The sequence below is a fragment of the Flavobacterium endoglycinae genome, from assembly GCF_017352115.1.
Taxonomy (GTDB): domain Bacteria; phylum Bacteroidota; class Bacteroidia; order Flavobacteriales; family Flavobacteriaceae; genus Flavobacterium; species Flavobacterium endoglycinae.
On sequence record NZ_CP071448.1, the window covers coordinates 3,429,991 to 3,450,715 of the forward strand.

A 20,725-nucleotide genomic window follows, 5' to 3' on the forward strand; every position below is an offset into this window, starting at 1 on the left:
AGCCTTTTTCCGAAGTCAATTTCCTAGTTTTGATGTATTAAAATTCATTCCCAATCAATTAAAGAAGAGAAAAATGGTGCACGAAAGAGTAATGGAAAAACTGGCAATTTTAGCCGATGCAGCAAAATATGATGTCTCGTGTTCATCCAGCGGCAGCAAACGGAAAAATACAGGAAAAGGTATTGGTGAAGCTTCGGGAAACGGAATTTGTCATGCTTATACCGAAGACGGACGCTGCGTTTCTCTACTTAAAATTTTACTAACCAATCATTGTATTTTCGACTGCGCCTATTGTGTTAGCAGAAAAAGCAATGATATTAAGCGTGCCGCTTTTACTGTTCAAGAAGTAGTAGATTTGACGATTGGTTTTTACCGAAGAAATTATATTGAAGGTTTGTTTTTGAGTTCGGGAATTTTTGACAATCCTGATTATACCATGGAACGTTTGGTAAGAATTGTAAAGAAACTTCGCTTAGAAGAAAACTTTAACGGTTATATTCATCTCAAAGCCATTCCAGGTGCGAGTGCCGAACTTTTGAAAGAAGCCGGACTATATGCCGATCGTTTGAGTGTAAATGTCGAAATGCCAACAGAACAAAGCCTGAAATTACTGGCTCCAGATAAAAATCATATCGATGTTATTAAACCAATGGAATATTTGAAAAATGAAATCGTTGGGTACAAAGAAGAAAAAAAACAAAACTACAAAGCACCACTTTTTGTGCCAGCGGGACAAAGCACACAGATGGTTATTGGCGCTACAAAAGAGAATGATCTCGAAATTCTGGGAATGGCAAATTATTTCTATGAAAAAATGAATATGCGTCGTGTTTATTATTCAGGTTATGTGCCAATAAGTTACGATAGCAGACTTCCGGCAATTGGAACACCTGTTCCCATGATTCGCGAAAACCGTTTGTATCAGGCCGATTGGTTAATTCGTTTTTACGGATTTAATGTCAATGAAATTGTAGGTTTTGATCAGCCTAATCTTGATTTGGATATTGATCCAAAATTGGGATGGGCTTTGCGAAATTTGGATAAATTTCCTGTTGATATTAATACTGCTGATTTAGAATTGATTCTTAGAATTCCGGGAATTGGCGTTTCTAGTGCAAAAAAAATCGTTGCAGCAAGAAGATTTAAAAGACTTCAGCCTGAAGATCTGCAGAAATTAGGGATCGCTTACAGTCGTTCAAAATACTTTCTGGCTTTTGCTTCACCGTTTCAATTACAGCGGGATTTGACTTCCATTCAAATAAAAGATCATATTTTGAATACGCAGAAAAGCAAATACAAAAATGATTTTTCGAATCAGCTTTCTTTATTTTAAATCAATGACACAAGTAATTTACGATGGCACTTATGAAGGCTGGCTCACGGCAGTATTCGAAATATACGAACTGAAATTCGACGATGTGGTTTTTGCCAAAAGTGAAGTTTCAAACGCTTTGTTTTTTTCAGATCGATATATCGTAATAACAGATTTGCAAAAAGCGAAACGAGTTTTAAAAGGGTTGAAAGACAAACTTTCAAGAGAAGGTTTTGCGAATATTTATAAAGCTTTTTTATCAGACATTGATAAAATTGACGAGACCTTATTTCAATATGTAAAGTATATTTTTTCGAGTGCTGTAAATATTGAAGATGATTTGTCTAATTCTGCCGTTTTGGGAGTGAGAAAAGCAGCTTACGTAACCGGAAGGGAAAGTCATAGAATGAAAGCTTTCGTGAGGTTTAAATTGACAAAAGATAATTTGTATTACGCTGTCGTAGAACCCGACTGCGATGTTTTGCCTCTCATAGAAAAACATTTTAAAATCCGTTATGCAGACCAACGCTGGTTAATTTATGATACTAAACGCAAATACGGAATTTATTACGATCTCGAAAATACTACTTCGGTACAATTAGAATTTAATGCCAATTCTAATTCTTCTCAATTTTTAGCCGAAATAAGTGATGACAACGAAGAGTTTTTCCAGAATCTTTGGCGACAGTTTTTTAAAAGCGTCAATATTGAATCCCGAAAAAACACCAAACTGCATATACAGCACATGCCGAAACGGTATTGGAAAAATCTCATAGAGAAAATTCCAGATATGAAAAAGTAAAGCGGATTAGTTCAAAACTAATCCGCTTTTTGTTTTTTTTGAAGAAATGAATTTAGATTCCTAAACGAAAATCTTTGACGCTTTTTTGTTCCAAAACAACATCTTCAAAATAACTTGTGGTTCCTTTTTCGATTGGACATTGCGCGCTGATTCCTGTCCAAAGTTCTGCCGGATAATTGTTTTTGTACAAACGAACCATCTGCCAGTTTTTATTATCAAGAGAATAATAACTCGCCACAGTCTGCGTATCTGATGAAATTTTCATATAAACCGTTTTTTCTTTTACCACATCGTGATTATTGTCATCAGAAGTTCCCATTGTGCGAACCGTTACAATTCTGTGATTACCGCGTTCATCCTGTTCAAAACAGAATTTCTGGTAAAAATTGTCATTTACGTACAAATATAAAACTCCAGCATTGTACAAACCTTTAAATTCAGGAGTCACTTTTGCAGTAATCGTAAAGGGTTTGGTATTGTCTAATTTCGATAAAAGAATAGGAGCAGAGGTATTGGATAATTTGTTGTTAGGATCAGAGAAATAATCTTTTTTCTCGCCCACATGAAATTCGATATTATTTTTGGAATCTACTTTAGCGAGCGTATCGGCACCGTTAATTGATTTTGTAAAATGAATGTTATTTAGTTTTACATCGCACGGAGTGCCGCGTACCACAGCGGAATCTTCTGATTTTATATTTGTGTTTTCGGCTGTTTTATTTTCTTTCGAAGCAGTATTGCAAGCCGAAAATAAAATGATTCCAAAGATTGCAGAGCAGATTAGAAATTTAGTTTTCATAAAATGTTTTTGTTAGAAGTATAAAAATGATAATTTAGTTTTTCAAATTTACTTTCGCTTTCCAAAAACGACAATACCTAAAATTAACCAATTTCACTAATGCTATGTCAAAAGTTTCGATAGAAGAACAGCTCGCTTCTACATTTTTAAAGCAGACTTTTCTAGATGGGGAAACTCTTAATATAGACGATTATAAAAAATTAGCTTCCGCTTACGTTTCTATAGAACAATGCGTTGCGGTTCTTTCCGATTATCAAGCTGATTGCAGTTATATTTATAATAGCGATTTTGGAAAAATATTCGGACTTCCTTCTGGTGATTTGTTTATTGATTCGGCTTTTGAAGACTGTATTTTCGACAAACTCAATTCTAATGATGTAGTCGAGCGCCATGCGCTTGAACTTCAGTTTTATCAATTTCTTAAAAACTTACCCATCGAAGAGTATAGAAAATACAGCACTTTTACCCGCCTGCGTACTTCAGATCCTGAAAATCTGAGTTACATTAACCATCGGACCATGTACCTCAAAAAATCGCCAAATGGCAGCATCTTGCTTTCACTTTGTTTGTATGCCCCATCCACAGATTCGCAGTCCCGAAATGGAATTGATGGAAAAATTGTTAACATACAAACCGGCGAAACCATCGCTTCGGAAAAATACAAACCTTACAGCGAAACAATTCTTTCTAAAAGAGAATTAGAAATTTTAACCCTTGTGGCAAAAGGGAATAACAGCGATCAGATTGCCGATTTGCTAAATATTTCGGTTTATACTGTTCGCCGTCATAGACAAAATATAATTCAGAAAATGAAAGTTGCTAATACCACAGAAGCACTTAAAACCGCTTTTGTAATGGGATTGATAAACGCTTAATTTTATTTGCTTTTCTTCAAAGCATCCAGCAATTCCGCCAGATCAACCACACCATAAGTTGAAGAATAATCTGAAACTGCATAAGGTAAAATCAAACTGTTGTTGTGAATAATTGCGCCGCAAGAATACACTACATTTGGAACATAACCTTCGCGTTCATCTTCAAGCGGAGAAAGCAAAGGTTCTTTCAATCTTCCAATTTCTTTTGAAGGATCGTCGAGATCAAACAGCGAAGCACCTATACAATAACGTCGCATGGTTCCTACACCGTGTGTAATAACCAGCCAGCCTTCTTCTGTCCAAAGTGGAGAACCACAGTTTCCTATCTGCGTCAATTCCCAAGTATAACGAGGTTCTTGCAGCAAGATTGGATTGTTCCATTGCGTGGCACGTTCCGAAAACATGATGTAATTGTTCACACCGTCAATTCGGGCCAGCATTGCATATTTTCCTTTTATTTTACGAGGAAATAAAGCAAGGTTTTTATTTTGAGCTCCAGTTCCGTGTAAAGGCATAATTCTGAAATTATAAAAATCTTCAGTAGAAATAAGTTTTGGTAAAATCGTGTGTCCGTTATAAGCCGTATAAGTTGCCATAACGCGTACTGAATTGTCATCATCTACAAAACGGACAAAACGCGCATCTTCGATACCACGACTTTCAGAATCTGAAATCGGGAATATAACACGTTCTGTAATATCCGAATCATGATTAAACTGTACATCGTAAAATGAATTTGCCAGCCAGATAATTTCTTCCAGCGCCGTTCTTCTTTCCTGACGTATAGATGGATCGGCTAAAGCGGTATATATTAGATTTTTTAAAACGGCAAATTCAAATTCATTTGGGAGATCGCTCATAATTTGAACAATATATTTATCCTGCGTATGCATTTCGGATAATTTGGTCAAAAAGCGCTCCTTGTTAAGCAGTGTTTTATGTTCGATTTCGGATTTATCAATATGATGACCAATTTTCATCACATGAAGATTATTGTCGCGGTCTAAAATACCTCTTCTAAAAACAATCGAAGAAATATGACCTTCTCCCGTAGCACGAAACGAAATAACGACTCTTTTTTCACCAGCTTCTAATCCAGACTGGTCAAAATCTTCTACAATCGATGGGTTAAAAATTGCCGCTGATTCTATCGCATATTCCATAGTGCAATACGAACCAATTAGCATTTTACGATTTAACGACATGGCTTCGTAATCAATCTGCATGGCTTCGATTAAGTCCTTTATTTTTTCGCAGTGTCTAAAAAATATGGCTGAAATATTTCGGTGTCGTCTGGCAAATTCCCGAAGCGTTTGCTCTAAAGTTTCGGATACTTGTTTTTCGTCAAGCATCATAATACGAATAACCATTTGCTGGGTTCGTTCATAGCCGTTCATGAAATAACGGGCAACAACTCTTCTGGAATCGGGGGTAAATTTTATGTTTTTTCGGGTAACTGATACTCGCATAGTTTTATGTTTTGTTCCAATAAAATAGTGCGTCTTTAATCTTAAGCGAAATGATACTTCAAAAGAAAATTATCTAATCTGTTTGAAATAAGACTGTTACTGGTATTGTTTTTAATTTCTAACAACAAGATAATAATTTTGTTAAAGAAAAACCTTAATTTTTTATTAAAATTAGTTTTCTTCAATTCAATTCATAATTTATTTAAATAGTGAAGTTTGTGCTAGAAAAAGCTAAGTAAAATAGTTTTATCTTAGCCGAATACTTAGTAAAGAAGAGAATATGTCTATTACAACAGAATCAGAATTAATTGGAATGCAGCAGGCAAGTGAAGCCGTTGCGTATACTTTGCGAGAAATGGTAAAATATGCCAAACCAGGAATGACTACAAAAGAACTCGATAATTACGGCGGACAAATCTTAAATGATTTAGGAGCTAAGTCGGCGCCTTATGTAACGTATGGTTTTCCGGGTTGGACTTGTATAAGTGTTAATAATGAATTCTGCCACGGAATTCCATCTGATAAAACTATTTTAGCCGAAGGAGATTTAATCAATATTGATGTTTCGGCTGAATTAAAAGGTTTTTGGTCAGACAACGGAAATTCTTTTGTAATAGGAGAAGACCTCAACCAGCACCAAAAACTGATTGAAGCTTCAAAACAAATTCTGCATAAAGCCATTCATAACATAAAAGGCGGTGTTCGTATTGCTGATATTGGATTTCTAATCGAAACCGAAGCAAAAAAAAGAGGTTATAAAGTCATTAAAAACCTAACTGGACACGGAGTGGGAAGAAACCTTCATGAAGAACCGCACGAAATTGCCAATTATAGAGATAGATTTAATCTGACTCGTTTTAAGAAAAATTCTGTTGTGGCTATCGAAACTTTTATTTCTACAACCTCAACTTATGCCGAAACTTTGCAGGATGGGTGGACCATGGTAGGAAATAAAGGTGGTTTTATGGCACAGCACGAACATACAATCGTTGTGACAGATGGTAAGCCGATTATTTTGACTGAAATGAATGAGATCTGGAATTAAAAAGATGATACAAATTAATCAAACAGCAACATTTGCGATTGAAGATATTTTATTCTCTTTCGCACTTGAATCTGAAGCCGCAGAAGTTTTCCAGAAATGCAATACTTTAATTACCGGAATTGGAAAAGTCAATGCTGCATACGAATTGTCAAAAGCCATTCAACAGAAAAGACCTTCTATAATTATTAACCTTGGATCAGCTGGAAGCAGTTGTTTTCAAAAAGGAGACGTAATCTGTTGTACACAGTTTGTACAAAGAGATATGGATGTCCGTGGATTGGGTTTTGCACAATACGAAACGCCACTTTCGGGTTTACCTCCCGTTTTAAAATATGGTTTGTTAATGGATAATCTTCCAGAAGGAATCTGTGGAACAGGCGATAACTTCGAAATGGGACATTGTTCTGATGCCTATAATGTCGTCGATATGGAAGCGTATGCTTTAGCAATGATTGCCATGAAAGAAGATATTCCGTTTTTATGTCTCAAATATATCTCAGATGGTGCCGACGACAATGCCGCCGAAGATTGGACTGTTCAAGTTCACAAAGCTGCGATTGCTTATGGGAAACTTTTGGGATTGATTGAAGAGGATGTTTTGAGTTAAATTTTAGAATTGAAAAAATAAAACTATGAATTTTAATTTACAACCTGTTTTAGAAAATGATCTTTGTGTTCTTCATCCTTTAGAAGAAAAAGATTTTGATGCGTTATACGAAGTCGCTTCTGATCCTAAAATTTGGGAACAGCATCCAAATAAAGACCGATGGAAAAAAGAAGTTTTTGAAAAGTTCTTTGAAGGTGCAATCCAAAGTAAAGGTGCTTTTAAAATTACCGATAAAGAAACCGGAAAAGTGATAGGAAGTACCCGATTTTACGATTATAGTGCTGAAGACGATTGTGTTTTTATTGGTTACACTTTTTACTCTGTTGCTTGCTGGGGAAAAGGATTTAATTTGAGTGTAAAGAAAACGATGCTTGATTATCTTTTTAATTATGTTTCGAAAGTCCGCTTTCATATTGGTGCCGAAAACGTGCGTTCGCAGATTGCAATTTCAAGATTAGGAGCTCAAAAAATAGCCGAAGAAGAAGTGGCTTACTTTGGCGAAAAACCAAAATTGAATTTTGTTTACGAGATTGAAAAGAAGAATTGGAAGTAATATAAAAACAAAAAGCCCTTAAGAAAATTAAGGGCTTTTCCACATAAAAAAAAGAATCACTACTTCACGACATAAGCGACAACATCGGCTTCGCAAAGTCGGAAATAGCCTAAAGCATAATTATTGGCGTTTGTTGTGTTTACAATATTTCCTCTAATGTTTCCTGGAGGAACAAGAAACGGATTTGAACTTGAAGCTTCTAAAATCAATTTCATGTAATTAAAGAAATTTTTAGAAACTCCGCGGTGTGTAATCGTTACCGTATTTCCGGTTTTCATATCTTCATGAGAGTATCGAGTGCTGATTTCGTTTCCATTATAAAACTCGTCATCTGTTATTTCGTATTCCGGATAAATCAAGAATTCACTTTTATAATCGGTTACATAAAAATTTCTTTGATCTGCAGGATCATTATAATAAAAAGTCAGTTCGATTACATCTTCTCCGCCAAAATCAGGAACCATTTTCTGTTCGATTTTGTTGATTGGAGTTACAGATGTCAGTTTTTCAACAGCAGTAAAACTTTGACCTTCTGCTTGTACAAAAAGTTTGTATTCCATATCGATTACGGGAACAAAATTGGTGCATTTATACACTCCAGCTTCGGTTTCATTAAAGGTAAAAACATCTCCATTGCTGTTTTCAACTCTTACTTGCGCTCCTGAAACTTTTGGAGTAGAACCGCTGTAATAAGGAGCAGTTTTGCTCACTTTTATAGTTTGCTCATTTCCGTTTGTCCCTTTTTTCCAGATAATTTCGGCATCGACAACCAATTTGGTTTCACCAGTTTCCAGATCAAGATTTACAACATCTTCGCAAGAAGTAAAAGAGAATACAAAAAGAAGACTTATTAATGCCAGAGCCTTGTTTATTATGGTATTTTTTTTCAATTTATTCATAGCATTAAAATTTAAAATTATAAGAAATTCCAGGTACAATCCCGAAAATAGAAAGTCTTCTCGTTTCATTTGCTCCAGTATCTTCATTAGTTGTAAAAGTCATAGAAGCTGCATTTTTTCGGTTGTAAATATTGTAAAGACTGAATACCCAGTAGCTTTGCCATCCTTTCTTTTTATCGGGTTTTGGCGTATAAGTGGCCGCAACATCAAGATGGTGGAAAAGCGGTAATCGGTTTTCATTTCTTAAAGAATAATTTGGAACATGAATTCCTCCAAATTCATAATAACCATTTGCATACGTTACAGGCTGACCAGATTGTAAAGTGAAATTACCATTAAAAGACCATTTCGGGTTCAATTCGTAACTTCCTACAATGCTTAAATTATGCATTTTATCATATCCAGATAAATACCAGTCGCCATTTGCAACTCCTGGTTCTTCGGCATTTCTTCCAGGCGTTTTCTGTTCGGCTCTTGAAAGCGTATATGAAACCCATCCGGTGAAAACACCTGTATTTTTTCTGAATAACAATTCCAAACCATACGATCTGGCTTTTCCGTTTAAAATAACCTGCTCAATATTGTTGTTAGCCAAAACATCAGCACCGTCAATATAATCAATACGATTTTGGACATTTTTATAAAATAATTCGGTTTCTAAAGAGTAATCACCATCTTTGAAATTTCTGAAATACCCCATTGCATACTGGTCTAAAAGCTGAGGTTTTGTAAATGGTCCGCTTGGTGTCCAGATACTCATTGGCAATGGTGACTGTGTATTCGATAAAATATGAATATACTGCGCCATTCTGTTGTAACTTGCTTTTAACGAACTATTGTCATTGAAAGCATACGATAAAGCAGCACGTGGTTCGAAATTATTAAAAGTACTAATCGCCTGACCCTTTTTATAATTGATGGTTCCAGTTGGCGTTCCTTCTTCATAAATTTTATATAACGGATTATATACAACTGCCTGACCATTTTCGTAAGTGCTGATTGCTTCTGCACCTAAGCGATAAAATGTACTGTAGCGAAGTCCATAACGGAAATTCAATTTCTTAGTAATTTGATTTTCAAAATCAAGATAAGCCGAAGTTTCTAAAGCATATTTTTTGTCCAGTTGTTTGTAATTAAACTGCGAATCTGAACTTGTAGGTTTTACAACTCCCGGATTAAAATTGTAATACAATCCATCAATACCATAACTGATTTTAAATTTTTCCGACTGCTGATAATTCCAATTGTATTTTAATCCGTAACTCTGAATGTTACTGTCCCATTTGAAGCTTTCAATTGGTATTTCTAGATTGAATCTGTAATCACTGTAGAAAGTAGATAAATTACTGTTTAAACGATCTGAAAATTTATGTTTCCAGCTTAAAATTCCCATTGTGCTGCCATAAGTACTGGCAAAACGATCGTTAATATCAAATACATCATTTCCAAAATAACCTGAAAAAGATAAAGTATTATTGGCATCAAAACGATAGTTTAACTTGGCGTTCAAATCATAGAACATAGCCGAGTTTTTATTGTCGGCCAATTTCATAAACAAATGCGCATACGAAGCACGCCCAGAAAGGATAAAAGAACCTTTTTCTTTTTGTAATGGCCCTTGAACTAAAAGACGGCTCGAAATAATTCCGATTCCTCCATTTACTTTGTATTCTTCAAAATCTCCAGTTTGTTGTGTAACATCTAAAACAGACGAAACACGTCCTCCAAATTTTGATGGGATTCCACCTTTGTATAAATCTAAACCATTTACAATATCGGCATTGAAAATTGAAAAGAAACCAAACATATGCGAATCTGCATAGACAGGAGCTCCATCTAAAAGAATCAAATTTTGATCTGCAGCTCCGCCACGTACATTGAATCCTGAAGAAGCTTCTCCAGCATTGGTAACTCCTGGCAATGTTAAAATCGATTTTAAAGGATCAGGTTCTCCCATCGCAACAGGAATACGTTTAATTTCCTGCATCGAAAGTCGGTTTACACTCATTTGAGTGGTTTTAATATCAACGGCTTTGTTTCCGGTAACTACGACTTGTTCTAATTCCTGACTGTCTGATTCGATATTGATGATAAGCGTTGTATTGTCTGAAACTGTAATGTGTTTTTCTCTGTTTTTAAATCCAATGTAACTAATCGAAACGGTGTAACTTCCATTTGGAATTTCAATACTGAATTTTCCGTTAATATCCGTTACGGCACCAACTTCAAGTTCTTTCACATAAACATTAGCGCCAATAACGGCTTGTCTATCATCATCAAGAACCTGACCTGTCAGCCAGCTTTTTTTTTTCGAAGCTTTGACAGGATGCGATTTTTGTTTTACAAAAATATTGCTGCCTACAATAGAAAATTGAATAGAGGCATTTTTGTTGAGTTCAGTAATAAGTTTCTCGATTTCGATATTCTTATACGTGCTTTTTTTTGTAAAGTATTTTTGATTGGTATCAATTTGATCTGTAAAAGCAAACTTGAAATCAGTTTGATTCTCAATCTGCTTAAAGAATTCTTTTAAGGTTACATTTTGATCTACAGTTACTGTAACGTTCTGAGCAGACATACATAAACTGAATAAAAAAAAGCATGCTGAAATTATATGCTTCATGAAATTTTGTATTTTTGAATATTATTAAATGGAATAACCTCGTGTTATCCTGATTATAAGGAGGATGTGTAGTTTCGCGGCTTACATCCTTTTCTTTTTTTATTGAAAAGTGATCTGTTTCAATTCTTCATTTATTTCATAATTTAGGTTATACATTTCTGATATTAATTGTACAATTGTTTTTAGGTCTTCTTTTTTATTGATTCTGATGGTGATTTTTTGGTTTTGATATCCCTTCGGAAGTATCGCTTTATAACCGTAATTTTCCTCAATATAAGAACTGATAACAGCCAGTTTTTCATTGTCAAAATCAATAAAACGACTGAATTCAGTTACCGAAGCAGTTTGGTTTGCATACGTAAATTTTTCGCCCGGTTTTAAAATCCATTTTTGATCCTGGCCTTTTACATTCATCTGAACACTTCCTTCAAAAAGCTCGACTATAATTTCTTCATTTTCAGATTCCTTAACTGTAAAACAAGTTCCTAAAACAGTAGTGGTTGTTTCATCACAAAAAACCTGAAACGGATGCTGTTTGTCTTTTGTTACTTTGAAATGTGCTTCACCGTCAATTTCAACTTTTCGGTTTAGGGCAAAATTATCGCCAAAGGAAATTTTAGAATTTGGACTCAGTTCTACTTTTGAATTATCGGGTAATACGATGTGTTTTATTGTAGAAGTAGTATTTTCGATTACATTTCCGGCAAGAACAATATTCTCAGACGGCGATTCTCCGTTAAAATAAATGCCCGTTCCAATCAAAACAAAAAGCAATACTGCCGCTGCTGCGTAATAGCGCCACGGTTTAAACTTCTTTTTCTTTGGAGCAAAAGTTTTCGAATGAAATTGTTCCCATGAGGCTTTTTTTTCTGCGTTTGAATGTGAAGCAGGAGTTTCATTCCATAATTTTTCAAACTCTTCGTCTAATTTTTCCTTGTCCATGTTGTTTGGTGTTAGATGATTTGGCACTGAAATCCTTGTTTTGTAAAAACACCATATACCATTTCTTTAACGTCTCTGTTGGTTTCGATTTTCAGGATATTTTCACGTCCCCTACGATCGAAATTGATGATACAGTCAGAAATCACGAACTGTAAAAGTGCAACAAGTAAACTTGCATCTTTCTTTGTTCTAACATTCGTTTTATAAGCTTCGATATGCATTTTTTGTTCTTTGTTTTTTAGTATAACAAACGAGAACAAAAAAGTTCCTAATGGTTTTCGATTTTTTTTCGAATAAATTTACTGGCGAGATAAATGTGATTGGCAATGGTCTTTTCAGAAAGATCTGTAATTTCTGCAATCTCCTTATAGCTAAGGTTTTCCAGTTTGTGTAAAGTGAAGATTTTTTGCTGTTGCTCTGGAAGCTGATTTATGAAATTTTGTAGTTTTTCTTGTCTTTCTTCAAAAATTCCAGAATATGATTCTTCCTGCGGCACGTCAACTTGATTCGGATCAAGTGATATTATTTTGTTTTCTCTGTTAACGTGATTGATAATAATGTTTTTGCAGATAACAAATATCTGTTTGTCAAACAAAACCTCTTCGTTAAGCAGTTCTCTTTTGTTGTATAATCGGATGAAAGTTTCCTGAACAAAATCTTCAGGAGTAAATAATGAAGAATTAAAACGTCTGGCAATGTTTATCAGTTTATCGTAGTAATTGAAATACGCTTCCTTAAACGCAGCTTCATCACCTTTTTTTAGATTTATAATAAACTTTTTATTGTCCATAACGAAAATATCGTGACCAGTATTCTAGTCTAAACTCATTGGTTTCAATATTATTGCATTCATGATTTGACAACTATCAAATCATGAATATAATAAGTTGCAAAGAACCGTAATTTAATTTAAGATTTGACGCTCTTTTTTAAGAAATGTTACAATTAAATTCAAATAAAAACCCTTAACAAAAATGTTTAAGGGTTTTTATTTTGTGAAATTTTTAATCAGCTTAAATGTATAAGTAAGGACAAGTCTATTTTCTAATCTATTACAATACTCTTAATCGCTTTTTCCATTGCTAGCTCTTTTATTCCGGCAACTTTAAGTCCTTCGGCACGGAAAGCAGTTAAATCTGTCATTCCTAGAAAGCCTAAAAAAGCTTGTAAATAAGGAACCACAAAATCGTTAACTTTATCCGGTCCTTCAGAATAAATTCCACCTGAAGCCATAGCAATATAGATTTTTTTTCCTGTAACTAATCCAATTGGACGACCATCTTCACCATATCCAAAAGTGATTCCAGGTCTGGTAATATAATCAATCCAAGATTTTAATTGAGAAGGTATTGTAAAGTTATAAAGAGGAGCTCCAATTACAATAATATCTGCATTTTGTAATTGTTTCAAAAAATCGTCTGCAAAATGAATGGATTGTTTTTTGTCTGAGTTAAATAAATTCGATGGAGTAAATAATTTTCCAAGAAATTCAGCATCCAAATGTGGAATTTCCTTTTCTGTCAAATTTAATTCTTCGACAGTGCTTCCGTCATATTTTTGTTGAATTTTCTCGATAATGGCGTTTCCTAGTTTTTTGCTGTATGATTCGTTACCCTGAATACTGGATATTACATGAAGAATGTGTTTCATAATTTTAAATTTATTAAACAAAACTAGAATTATAAAGTATGTAAAAAACGTTAGTTACCTAAAGGAAATCAGTTACTTTTAGGAAAGTATGTATCTTTGTGAGTATGAAAACAATTGAAAAAGAAATACTTCCAACGAAACAAGAATGTACAGATTCTCTCAAAAATGTAATAGATGCTCTTTATGTTTTGAACGGAAAATGGAAGATTGCTTTAATTCTTTCTTTGGTACAATCTCCAAAACGTTTTAATGAAATTCTAAAGCAGATTGATGGAATATCACCAAAAGTTCTTGCTAAAGAACTTAAAGATTTAGAATTTAACGGTTTTATTAAACGAAATGTTTATGAAACAACTTCGATAAACATTGTTTACGAAGCTACAGATTACAGCTTAACATTAAAAAGTGTAATAGCCGAACTTAGCGCTTGGGGAGAGCAACATAGAGAAAAAATCAAACAAAGTATGAGAAAATAAAAAAATATTAGTTTTTATAAGCCGATACAAGTTTATCCAGAAACTGAAACAGCTTTTGATTCATCTTTGTATAATCATAAGATAAAATAGTTTCGGGACTTTGAACAAATTTATATTTACTGCTTTTTTCTAATAAATCTTCTTCACTGTCAATTAAAAGCGATACAACTTCTGTAGTTAATTCCATGTGGCATTGAAAGCCATAAACCAAATCAGAATATCGAATAATTTGTCTTGGACAGCCTTCACTCGCAGCCAGAATTTTGCTTTCTTTTGTTAAACCGGGCATATCATTGTGCCAATGTCCTACATTTAAGGAACTTCCAAAATGATTTGTTTTTTCGTCTTCAAAACCAGCTTCGGTTAATGTTATTGGAAAAACACCGATTTCTTTTTCAGGACTATGATCAAAGGAAGTTCCTAAAGCTTCTCCAATCAATTGCGATTCTAAACAAACTCCAACAACTGCTTTTCCTGCCGAAATACATTTTCGAATTAAATTCATTTCGGCTTCAGCATTAAAATGCGGACATTCTTCAACTGAAGTGATTGGACTTTGAGGTCCGCCCATAACAATTAGCAGATCTATAAAATCTGCGGTATCTGGCAGAATATCATTTTCATAAACTTTAGAAAAAGAAATTTCATAGTTTCTATTTTCTGCCCATTGAAGATAAGCGCCTGATGCTTCAAATGTTTCGTGCTGTATAAAATGTACTTTCATGTTTTTCAAAAATTACCCCCAAATTTAAGAATGATAATGAAGATAGATACAGTCCACTTTTTTCATAAAATGATAGTCCAGTATTTATATTTTTTTAATCGATTTTAAAATATCAGTTGGTGTAATGCCATATTTCTTTTTGAATGCAAAAGAAAAATGAGAGAGATCTTCAAAACCAAGATCCAGATAAATATCCGAAGGTTTCTTTTGTTTTTTCTCAATTAAGAAATAACCTTCCTGAAGTCTTCTCTGAATTAACCAACGGCTTGGCGTATCTGAAAAAATAGAAGCAAAATCACGTTTAAAAGCCGAAATACTTCTTCCGGTAAGATAAGCGAAACGCTCCATACTGATATTGAATTTGTAATTCCGATTCATGTATGCTTTTAAATCGATCTTTTGTGGCGGAGCAAAATCAAAAAGGATGTCTTTTAATTCTGGGTTTTCTTTTAAGAGAATCAAAAGCAGTTCTTCGCGTTTTAGATCTGCAAAAGTATCGTCAATTTCGCCTCCGTCATTGTAATATGGCATTAATGAAAGAATGAAATTCGGAATCAAATTGGTATTTTTTAATAGAAAAAATGACGCACCATCTTCATAACGCTGTGCTTTTATTTGATGTTTGGTCATAAAAGACTTTAGAAATTCAGTATCCAAAATCATGACTACTTTTTCAAATTCGCCATTTTCTTTTTGTTTATTGTAACGTGCCAAATGATTTTTTCGCACAATACAATATTCGCCACTTTTTAAGCTGTATTTACTAATGCCGTCATAACCCTCGATCGTGCCTTTTGCGAGATACAAAAAGAAATGTTCCGAAATAAATTGTTCAGGAGATATTTCTGGACCTATATAACAACTTTTGATTTCTGTAAGTCTCATAACGCGTATGGTTTAATTGGCAGAGTCATTTTTCCACCATTGTTTGAAAACTTTAGTAGTATCAAAAATAACTATTTCTCCAATAATGGGTGTAATAAGTGGTATCTGATATTTTTCATTCAATCGAGTCAATTCACTTAAAGGTTCGTTCCAAGTATGTCTGGCAAGAGCAAATTTTGAATTGTGAACCGGAACAAGGCTTTTGGCTTTTAAGTCTCGGCCTGCCATTAAAGTTTCTTCGGGAAGCATATGAATATAATGCCAAGCTTTGTTGTATTGGCCGTTTTCCATAATTGCTATATCAATTGGTCCGAATTTTTTTCCAATTTCAGCAAAATGAGTATCATAACCGCCGTCGCCGCTATAAAAAACTTTTAGCGAAGGCGAGTTGATTAAAAATGATGCCCATAAAGTTTGGTTTTGCTTAAAACCACGTCCTGATTTATGTCTGGCTGGAAGTGTATGAATGGTAAAATCTTTTTCAATAGAAACAGAATCATTCCAATCTTGTTCGATAATTTTGTTTTTTGGATATCCCCAACGTTCAAAATGCGCTCCAACTCCCAATCCGCAGAGTACAGTTTTTACTTTTTTCTGTAGAGACAAAACAGTTGGATAATCCAAATGATCATAGTGATCATGTGAAATTAACAGATAATCAATTTCTGGTAAATCTTCAACTTTATAAGTATTGCTTCCATTAAAAACTTTTACGCTATTAGGCAGAGGAGAAGCATTGTCACTAAAAACAGGATCGATCAGGATTTTTTTACCATTGATTTGTAATAGGGAAGAGGAATGTCCGAACCACACCAATAGATTCTCTGCAGGAAGATTTTTTAAATCTCTTTTGACAGACGGAATTGGTTTTGAAGGTTGAGTAGGTACTGATTTATCAAAAAATTGTTTGCTGATTTCGCCCCAGAATCCGTAACCGGGAGCAAATGTAGGTGTGTTATTAATATTTTGGAATTCTCCGTTTTTATAATGAGATGATTTTTCAATTTGTACTAAATTTTGTTCCGAAGGTTTTCCTCCAAATACATCTTTCTGCATATAAAGCCAAATAGAGAAGCTGAGGATTACGATTAGCACAGCAATGACAACAAACATACGCTTGATGATTTTTAAAATTCGTTTTTTCATAATAAAGTGGTTGCATTTTTAATGTCTTTGGCTTCTAGTATTTTTTTAGAAAAACCGAATTTTGTTACGGCAATCATGGCGCGTCCAATTTCTGTGGTTTTACAGCCTGTATAAAACAGTCCCATAATTGGGTAAAGCGACTTAATATATTTATTGAATCCTTTAAGATGAATTTGCGCTTTGTCTGGTTTCATTAATCCTGGACGGAAATTATATTGCTGTTTGAAAGGCAGTTTTTGTAAAGCATTTTCGGTTTTCCCTTTTACACGTGCCCACATTACTTTTCCTTTTTCGGAACTATCAGTATGCGATCCAGAAATAAAATTGAAAGTCAGATATGAGTTTTGACTCAATACTACTTTTGCAAAATGGATTGTGGTGTCGTAAGTAATATGAGTATAGTCGGTTTCGTTCATGCCTACACTGCTTATTCCGGCGCAATAAAAGCAGGCATCATAACCTGCAAGTCTGCTGTTGTTACTTTTTAGCGAAAGAAAATCAGAAACCAAATATTCGGTGAGTTTTGGATGTGATTTCCCGCTTGGTTTTCTTCCCACATACAAAACCGATTCTACTTCTGTATTGTTCAGACATTCTATTAAAACGCCTTCGCCAACCATTCCGGTTGCACCTGTTACAATTACTTTCATCTTTTAAACGTTAAGAGATTTCCATTTAATTAAACTAATAATAGTGGCTGTAATGGCTTCTTCATTACTGCGCGGGTTCCAGCCTAGAGTTGTTTTCGCTTTTTCATTACTGGCATTTCGGTTAATTCCAACTAAAGGTAAAATCGCTTTTGCTTGATCGTTAAATAATGCCGCGAAACGTAATATAAATGTAGGCAAAGCTTTTGAAGGTGCTTTGGTGGTAACGTATGGCATTTTATCTCTAAGCAGATTTACAATTTCCATTAGTGACATTGTTCCGCCAGATAAGGCTAAAAATCGTTCGCCTTTTGCTTTTGGATTTTCCATTGCCAGAATATGTAATTCGGCAGCATCTCTAACATCTACGATTCCTAATCTGATATCTGGAATTGCTTTCATAGAACCGTCTAGTAATTTTTTAAGCATTTCAAAACCGCTCGATAAATCAGCATTTAAAGAAGGCCCAAAAATTCCCATCGGGTTTACAACAGAAAGTTCTAAAGTTCCGCCTTCATTTTTCATAAAATCCCAAGCGGCTCTTTCGGCAAGAACTTTGGATTTGTTATAAGTTGAAAGTCCTTTTTCATTAGGATCTGTCCAGCTTTCTTCGGTTATAAGCGAATTGCTGTCTCTGTGACTGTAACCAACTGCTCCAAAATTAGAAGTCATTACGACACGTTTTACTCCAGCATTTCTTGAAGCTTTTAATACACGCAAAGTTCCATCAACAGCAGGACGAACCATTTCGTCTTCATTTTTGGGTAAACGTATAAAAATTGGAGAAGCAATATGCAGGACAAAATCACAACCGGTTACGGCTTCTGCCCAGTTTTTATCGCTGGTAAGATCAGCTTCAGTAAATTCTAATAAATTGAAATCAGAAATTCCTCCGTTTGTAAGCATTTCATAAACTTTGTCTTTGCTTTTTAAGGAGCGAACTGTGGTTCTAACCTGATAACCCCGATTTAATAATTGCAAAATACTGTGTATTGCCAGAAATCCCGTTCCGCCTGTAACTAATACTTTTTGATTTGAATGTATCATTTCTTGTACTTTTATAGGGCAAAGTTCTGAAGAAAGTCTTCTAAAAGCTTTGTTAAAAAGTCCAAAGTTGTTTTGTTGAAAGGTTCAGAATTTAGACAGTGGAATTTATTTTATCCAGCCGACTTTTTTTCTCCATTCATTCATTTCTTCCTTTTGTTTGTTGAAATCTTTTGGAGGAGTTTGATTTTCGTTCAGAGCACGTTTTTGTATGCTTTCGGTTTGTTCTTCCAAAGTAATAAGTCCAATTGCTTTTCGTCTTTCGTTTACTTTAGCTAAATCGTCGAAAGGATTTGGAATTAATTTTCCGGTTTCGTCCCAGTCAAATTGAGTTCCGTAAAGTTGAGGTTTGTCTTCAAAAACAGCGATACGATCTGTAAGGTAAGCCAAATGAATTGCATCCGCTTTATTTTCGTTGACGGCAGTTTTTAATTCTGCGGCACATTTTCTCATAAAATCTGGCTGCCCAATAGAATGTTGAATGATGAGCCAAGTGGCTTCATTGGCTTCTTTTCCTACTTTATCAATAGTGGGATAACCAATAATTTCTATTATTTCAGCTAATGTTTTCGCATTTTGATTGTGGAGTTTTTCCATTTCTTGATTGTATCCTTCAGAAAGCTGCTTGCTTTTAATGAGCTTTTCTCTGAGATTCAAATCAGCATTTTTTAATTCTAATATTCTTTTCGCAATGATTTGATAATCCATTTACAATTGATTGAATTAATTGGAAAACGTATGGAGCATTTTATTCTATTCTTCCAGCTCTAAATTATCAGCAGCCGAAATCTGGTCCAAGATATTAGTCTGGTTTGGCGAAATGTAGTTTTTGTTTTCAACTTGAGTTTCTTTTTTAAAAAGAAGATCTAAAGCATTGTAAAGTTTTAATAAAACATCTTTGTCTTCTTTTTTAATATCTAAAGCGTTATTAAAATTAAAAACATAATTATTCGAATTGCGTACTTCTACTTTTATCGTTTTTGATGTGATTTTAAATCTGACTACATCCATAGTTATTAGTAATTACTTTAGTTTGCAAAAATGCTATTTTAATGGCACTTCTCAACGCAATTTTGTGTTTTTTTATTTCGGGATTGCTTATATAGAATCTTCGCTTTTTTGTTTGAGTTCTAATAGTACTTCCATAGCTTTTGCGGCATCTTTTTCATCAACAAAAATATGATCATGAAAATAAGCCGCGACTACATTACAACTGATTCCAGCATTTCCTAAAGCTTGAGAAAATGCAGCAGTTAACCCCACAGCTGCCAATGAAGAATGTACTTCTAAAGTAATCCATGATGCAATATAAGAAAAAGAACGATTAAGATCTTCAGCAGTTTGTTTTTCTACGACAACCGTGATTCCTTCTTTTTCTTTAAAAAGGAATAGAATTTTTGAGAAGGGAATGTCTTCTACAGAATCAATTTTTAAATAAACATATTTTCCTTCGTTAAGAACCGGATTAAGGTTTTTTAAGATTGCATTTAAATTTATTTCGCCTTCCATAAGTCGCTGCTTTATTATGTTTTATTTTAAAAATAATAAAAAACCCTTAAACATTTCTGTTTAAGGGTTTTGCCTTTTTCGTAGCGAGGACGGGAGTTGAACCCGTGACCTCAGGGTTATGAATCCTGCGCTCTAACCAACTGAGCTACCTCGCCTGGACTGCTATCATGAATTCCTGATTGCGGGTGCAAAGATAGAAATAATATTAAAGCGCACAAGCATAAAATGAAGAAAAAAAAATATTTTTAAAAATGTGTTGTTTTTGGACATATATTCTTATATTTCCAAAAAAATTAAAAGTAGCACATGGATTCAAAAATACGTTACGAAATAGAGTTTCCGATAAATTCTTCTCCGCAATTGTTGTATCAATATATATCAACTCCGTCAGGTTTACAAGAATGGTTTGCTGACAATGTTAACTCAAGAGGTGAATTTTTCACTTTTATCTGGAATGATTCACAGGAAAAAGCACGTCTTGCTTCTAAAAAATCTGGAGAGAAAGTAAAATTTAAATGGGTAGACGAAAGCAGTAAGGATACTGAATACTTTTTTGAGCTTCATATTTTAGTTGATGAATTAACTAAAGATGTGTCATTAATGGTAGTTGATTTTGCGACAAAAGACGAAATAGGAGAGGCTAAACAATTGTGGGAGAATCAAATCTCAGACTTAAAACATCTTATTGGATCTGTTTAGTAAAAGTCTATTTTATACC

24 protein-coding genes and 1 tRNA gene are annotated in these 20,725 nt (G+C 34.2%); 8 read left to right on the forward strand and 17 right to left on the reverse strand.

Annotation, left to right across the window (positions count from 1 at the left end; all coding sequences use genetic code 11):
- Window positions 1-73: 73 nt before the first annotated feature.
- Together J0383_RS15155 and J0383_RS15160 are read left to right on the forward strand one after the other, a co-directional pair.
- Window positions 74-1,333 carry a putative DNA modification/repair radical SAM protein gene (locus tag J0383_RS15155; RefSeq protein WP_207298707.1) on the forward strand — a complete coding sequence of 420 codons (1,260 nt, stop codon included), beginning with the start codon at window positions 74-76 and terminating at the stop codon, window positions 1,331-1,333.
- A 4-nt stretch (window positions 1,334-1,337) separates the two neighbouring features.
- Window positions 1,338-2,114, forward strand: a complete 777-nt coding sequence (locus J0383_RS15160; RefSeq protein WP_207294846.1) for a TIGR03915 family putative DNA repair protein — start codon at window positions 1,338-1,340, stop codon at window positions 2,112-2,114.
- A 52-nt stretch (window positions 2,115-2,166) separates the two neighbouring features.
- On the opposite strand, the gene J0383_RS15165 is transcribed toward J0383_RS15160, so the two are convergent.
- Window positions 2,167-2,913 carry a DUF1349 domain-containing protein gene (locus J0383_RS15165; protein WP_207294847.1) on the reverse strand — a complete coding sequence of 249 codons (747 nt, stop codon included), beginning with the start codon at window positions 2,911-2,913 and terminating at the stop codon, window positions 2,167-2,169.
- Window positions 2,914-3,017: 104 nt separating this feature from the next.
- Between J0383_RS15165 and J0383_RS15170 the strand changes: the two genes are divergently transcribed.
- Window positions 3,018-3,788: a response regulator transcription factor gene (locus tag J0383_RS15170; RefSeq protein ID WP_207294848.1), complete on the forward strand. Its 771-nt coding sequence runs from the start codon at window positions 3,018-3,020 to the stop codon at window positions 3,786-3,788.
- A gap of 2 nt (window positions 3,789-3,790) precedes the next feature.
- Here the strand turns inward: J0383_RS15170 and J0383_RS15175 are convergent, their stop codons facing one another.
- Complete coding sequence (locus tag J0383_RS15175; protein WP_207294849.1) at window positions 3,791-5,257, reverse strand: glycoside hydrolase family 130 protein; 1,467 nt, start codon at window positions 5,255-5,257, stop codon at window positions 3,791-3,793.
- 280 nt (window positions 5,258-5,537) lie between these two features.
- Here J0383_RS15175 and map point away from each other — a divergent pair, with 280 nt between their 5' ends.
- Genes map through J0383_RS15190 form a run of 3 tightly spaced genes read left to right on the forward strand, consistent with a single transcriptional unit; the run spans window position 5,538 to window position 7,462 of the window.
- Window positions 5,538-6,302: a type I methionyl aminopeptidase gene (gene map / locus J0383_RS15180; RefSeq protein ID WP_207294850.1), complete on the forward strand. Its 765-nt coding sequence runs from the start codon at window positions 5,538-5,540 to the stop codon at window positions 6,300-6,302.
- A gap of 4 nt (window positions 6,303-6,306) precedes the next feature.
- A complete protein-coding gene (locus tag J0383_RS15185) occupies window positions 6,307-6,909 on the forward strand; it encodes a 5'-methylthioadenosine/S-adenosylhomocysteine nucleosidase family protein (RefSeq protein ID WP_207294851.1) in 603 nt (200 codons plus the stop codon).
- A gap of 25 nt (window positions 6,910-6,934) precedes the next feature.
- Complete coding sequence (locus J0383_RS15190) at window positions 6,935-7,462, forward strand: GNAT family N-acetyltransferase (RefSeq protein ID WP_207294852.1); 528 nt, start codon at window positions 6,935-6,937, stop codon at window positions 7,460-7,462.
- 59 nt (window positions 7,463-7,521) lie between these two features.
- Here J0383_RS15190 and J0383_RS15195 read toward each other — a convergent pair whose 3' ends face one another.
- The 6 genes from J0383_RS15195 to J0383_RS15220 form a co-directional block, all read right to left on the reverse strand.
- Window positions 7,522-8,361: a DUF4249 domain-containing protein gene (locus J0383_RS15195; RefSeq protein WP_239023079.1), complete on the reverse strand. Its 840-nt coding sequence runs from the start codon at window positions 8,359-8,361 to the stop codon at window positions 7,522-7,524.
- 4 nt (window positions 8,362-8,365) lie between these two features.
- Window positions 8,366-10,984, reverse strand: a complete 2,619-nt coding sequence (locus J0383_RS15200; RefSeq protein ID WP_207294854.1) for a TonB-dependent receptor — start codon at window positions 10,982-10,984, stop codon at window positions 8,366-8,368.
- 99 nt (window positions 10,985-11,083) lie between these two features.
- Window positions 11,084-11,926, reverse strand: a complete 843-nt coding sequence (locus J0383_RS15205; RefSeq protein WP_207294855.1) for a FecR family protein — start codon at window positions 11,924-11,926, stop codon at window positions 11,084-11,086.
- Between the two features lie 11 nt (window positions 11,927-11,937).
- Window positions 11,938-12,147, reverse strand: coding sequence for a C1 domain-containing protein (locus tag J0383_RS15210; protein WP_207294856.1), 210 nt, complete (start codon window positions 12,145-12,147; stop codon window positions 11,938-11,940).
- A gap of 47 nt (window positions 12,148-12,194) precedes the next feature.
- Window positions 12,195-12,716, reverse strand: a complete 522-nt coding sequence (locus tag J0383_RS15215) for an RNA polymerase sigma factor (protein WP_207294857.1) — start codon at window positions 12,714-12,716, stop codon at window positions 12,195-12,197.
- Window positions 12,717-12,970: 254 nt separating this feature from the next.
- Complete coding sequence (locus J0383_RS15220; protein WP_207294858.1) at window positions 12,971-13,576, reverse strand: FMN-dependent NADH-azoreductase; 606 nt, start codon at window positions 13,574-13,576, stop codon at window positions 12,971-12,973.
- A gap of 104 nt (window positions 13,577-13,680) precedes the next feature.
- Here J0383_RS15220 and J0383_RS15225 point away from each other — a divergent pair, with 104 nt between their 5' ends.
- The gene (locus J0383_RS15225) at window positions 13,681-14,052 is read left to right on the forward strand and encodes a winged helix-turn-helix transcriptional regulator (protein WP_207294859.1); all 372 of its coding nucleotides are present in this window, start codon (window positions 13,681-13,683) and stop codon (window positions 14,050-14,052) included.
- A gap of 7 nt (window positions 14,053-14,059) precedes the next feature.
- Here the strand turns inward: J0383_RS15225 and J0383_RS15230 are convergent, their stop codons facing one another.
- From J0383_RS15230 to J0383_RS15270, 9 genes are all read right to left on the reverse strand, one after another.
- Window positions 14,060-14,776: a type 1 glutamine amidotransferase gene (locus tag J0383_RS15230; protein WP_207294860.1), complete on the reverse strand. Its 717-nt coding sequence runs from the start codon at window positions 14,774-14,776 to the stop codon at window positions 14,060-14,062.
- Window positions 14,777-14,860: 84 nt separating this feature from the next.
- Window positions 14,861-15,661, reverse strand: a complete 801-nt coding sequence (locus J0383_RS15235; protein ID WP_207294861.1) for a helix-turn-helix domain-containing protein — start codon at window positions 15,659-15,661, stop codon at window positions 14,861-14,863.
- A gap of 12 nt (window positions 15,662-15,673) precedes the next feature.
- A complete protein-coding gene (locus J0383_RS15240; RefSeq protein WP_207294862.1) occupies window positions 15,674-16,807 on the reverse strand; it encodes an MBL fold metallo-hydrolase in 1,134 nt (377 codons plus the stop codon).
- Window positions 16,804-17,457 carry an NAD-dependent epimerase/dehydratase family protein gene (locus J0383_RS15245; RefSeq protein WP_207294863.1) on the reverse strand — a complete coding sequence of 218 codons (654 nt, stop codon included), beginning with the start codon at window positions 17,455-17,457 and terminating at the stop codon, window positions 16,804-16,806. Before J0383_RS15245 ends, J0383_RS15240 begins: the two co-directional genes overlap by 4 nt.
- A gap of 3 nt (window positions 17,458-17,460) precedes the next feature.
- Window positions 17,461-18,501, reverse strand: coding sequence for an SDR family oxidoreductase (locus tag J0383_RS15250; RefSeq protein ID WP_207294864.1), 1,041 nt, complete (start codon window positions 18,499-18,501; stop codon window positions 17,461-17,463).
- A gap of 105 nt (window positions 18,502-18,606) precedes the next feature.
- On the reverse strand, window positions 18,607-19,206 hold the full coding sequence (locus J0383_RS15255; RefSeq protein ID WP_207294865.1) for a DUF6624 domain-containing protein: 600 nt from the start codon (window positions 19,204-19,206) through the stop codon (window positions 18,607-18,609).
- Window positions 19,207-19,251: 45 nt separating this feature from the next.
- Window positions 19,252-19,509, reverse strand: coding sequence for a hypothetical protein (locus J0383_RS15260; protein WP_207294866.1), 258 nt, complete (start codon window positions 19,507-19,509; stop codon window positions 19,252-19,254).
- 87 nt (window positions 19,510-19,596) lie between these two features.
- A complete protein-coding gene (locus tag J0383_RS15265; protein ID WP_207294867.1) occupies window positions 19,597-20,007 on the reverse strand; it encodes an ACT domain-containing protein in 411 nt (136 codons plus the stop codon).
- 81 nt (window positions 20,008-20,088) lie between these two features.
- Window positions 20,089-20,162, reverse strand: a tRNA-Met gene (locus tag J0383_RS15270).
- A 151-nt stretch (window positions 20,163-20,313) separates the two neighbouring features.
- Here J0383_RS15270 and J0383_RS15275 point away from each other — a divergent pair.
- Window positions 20,314-20,706, forward strand: a complete 393-nt coding sequence (locus J0383_RS15275) for an START-like domain-containing protein (protein ID WP_207294868.1) — start codon at window positions 20,314-20,316, stop codon at window positions 20,704-20,706.
- The last annotated feature ends 19 nt before the right edge of the window (window positions 20,707-20,725 follow it).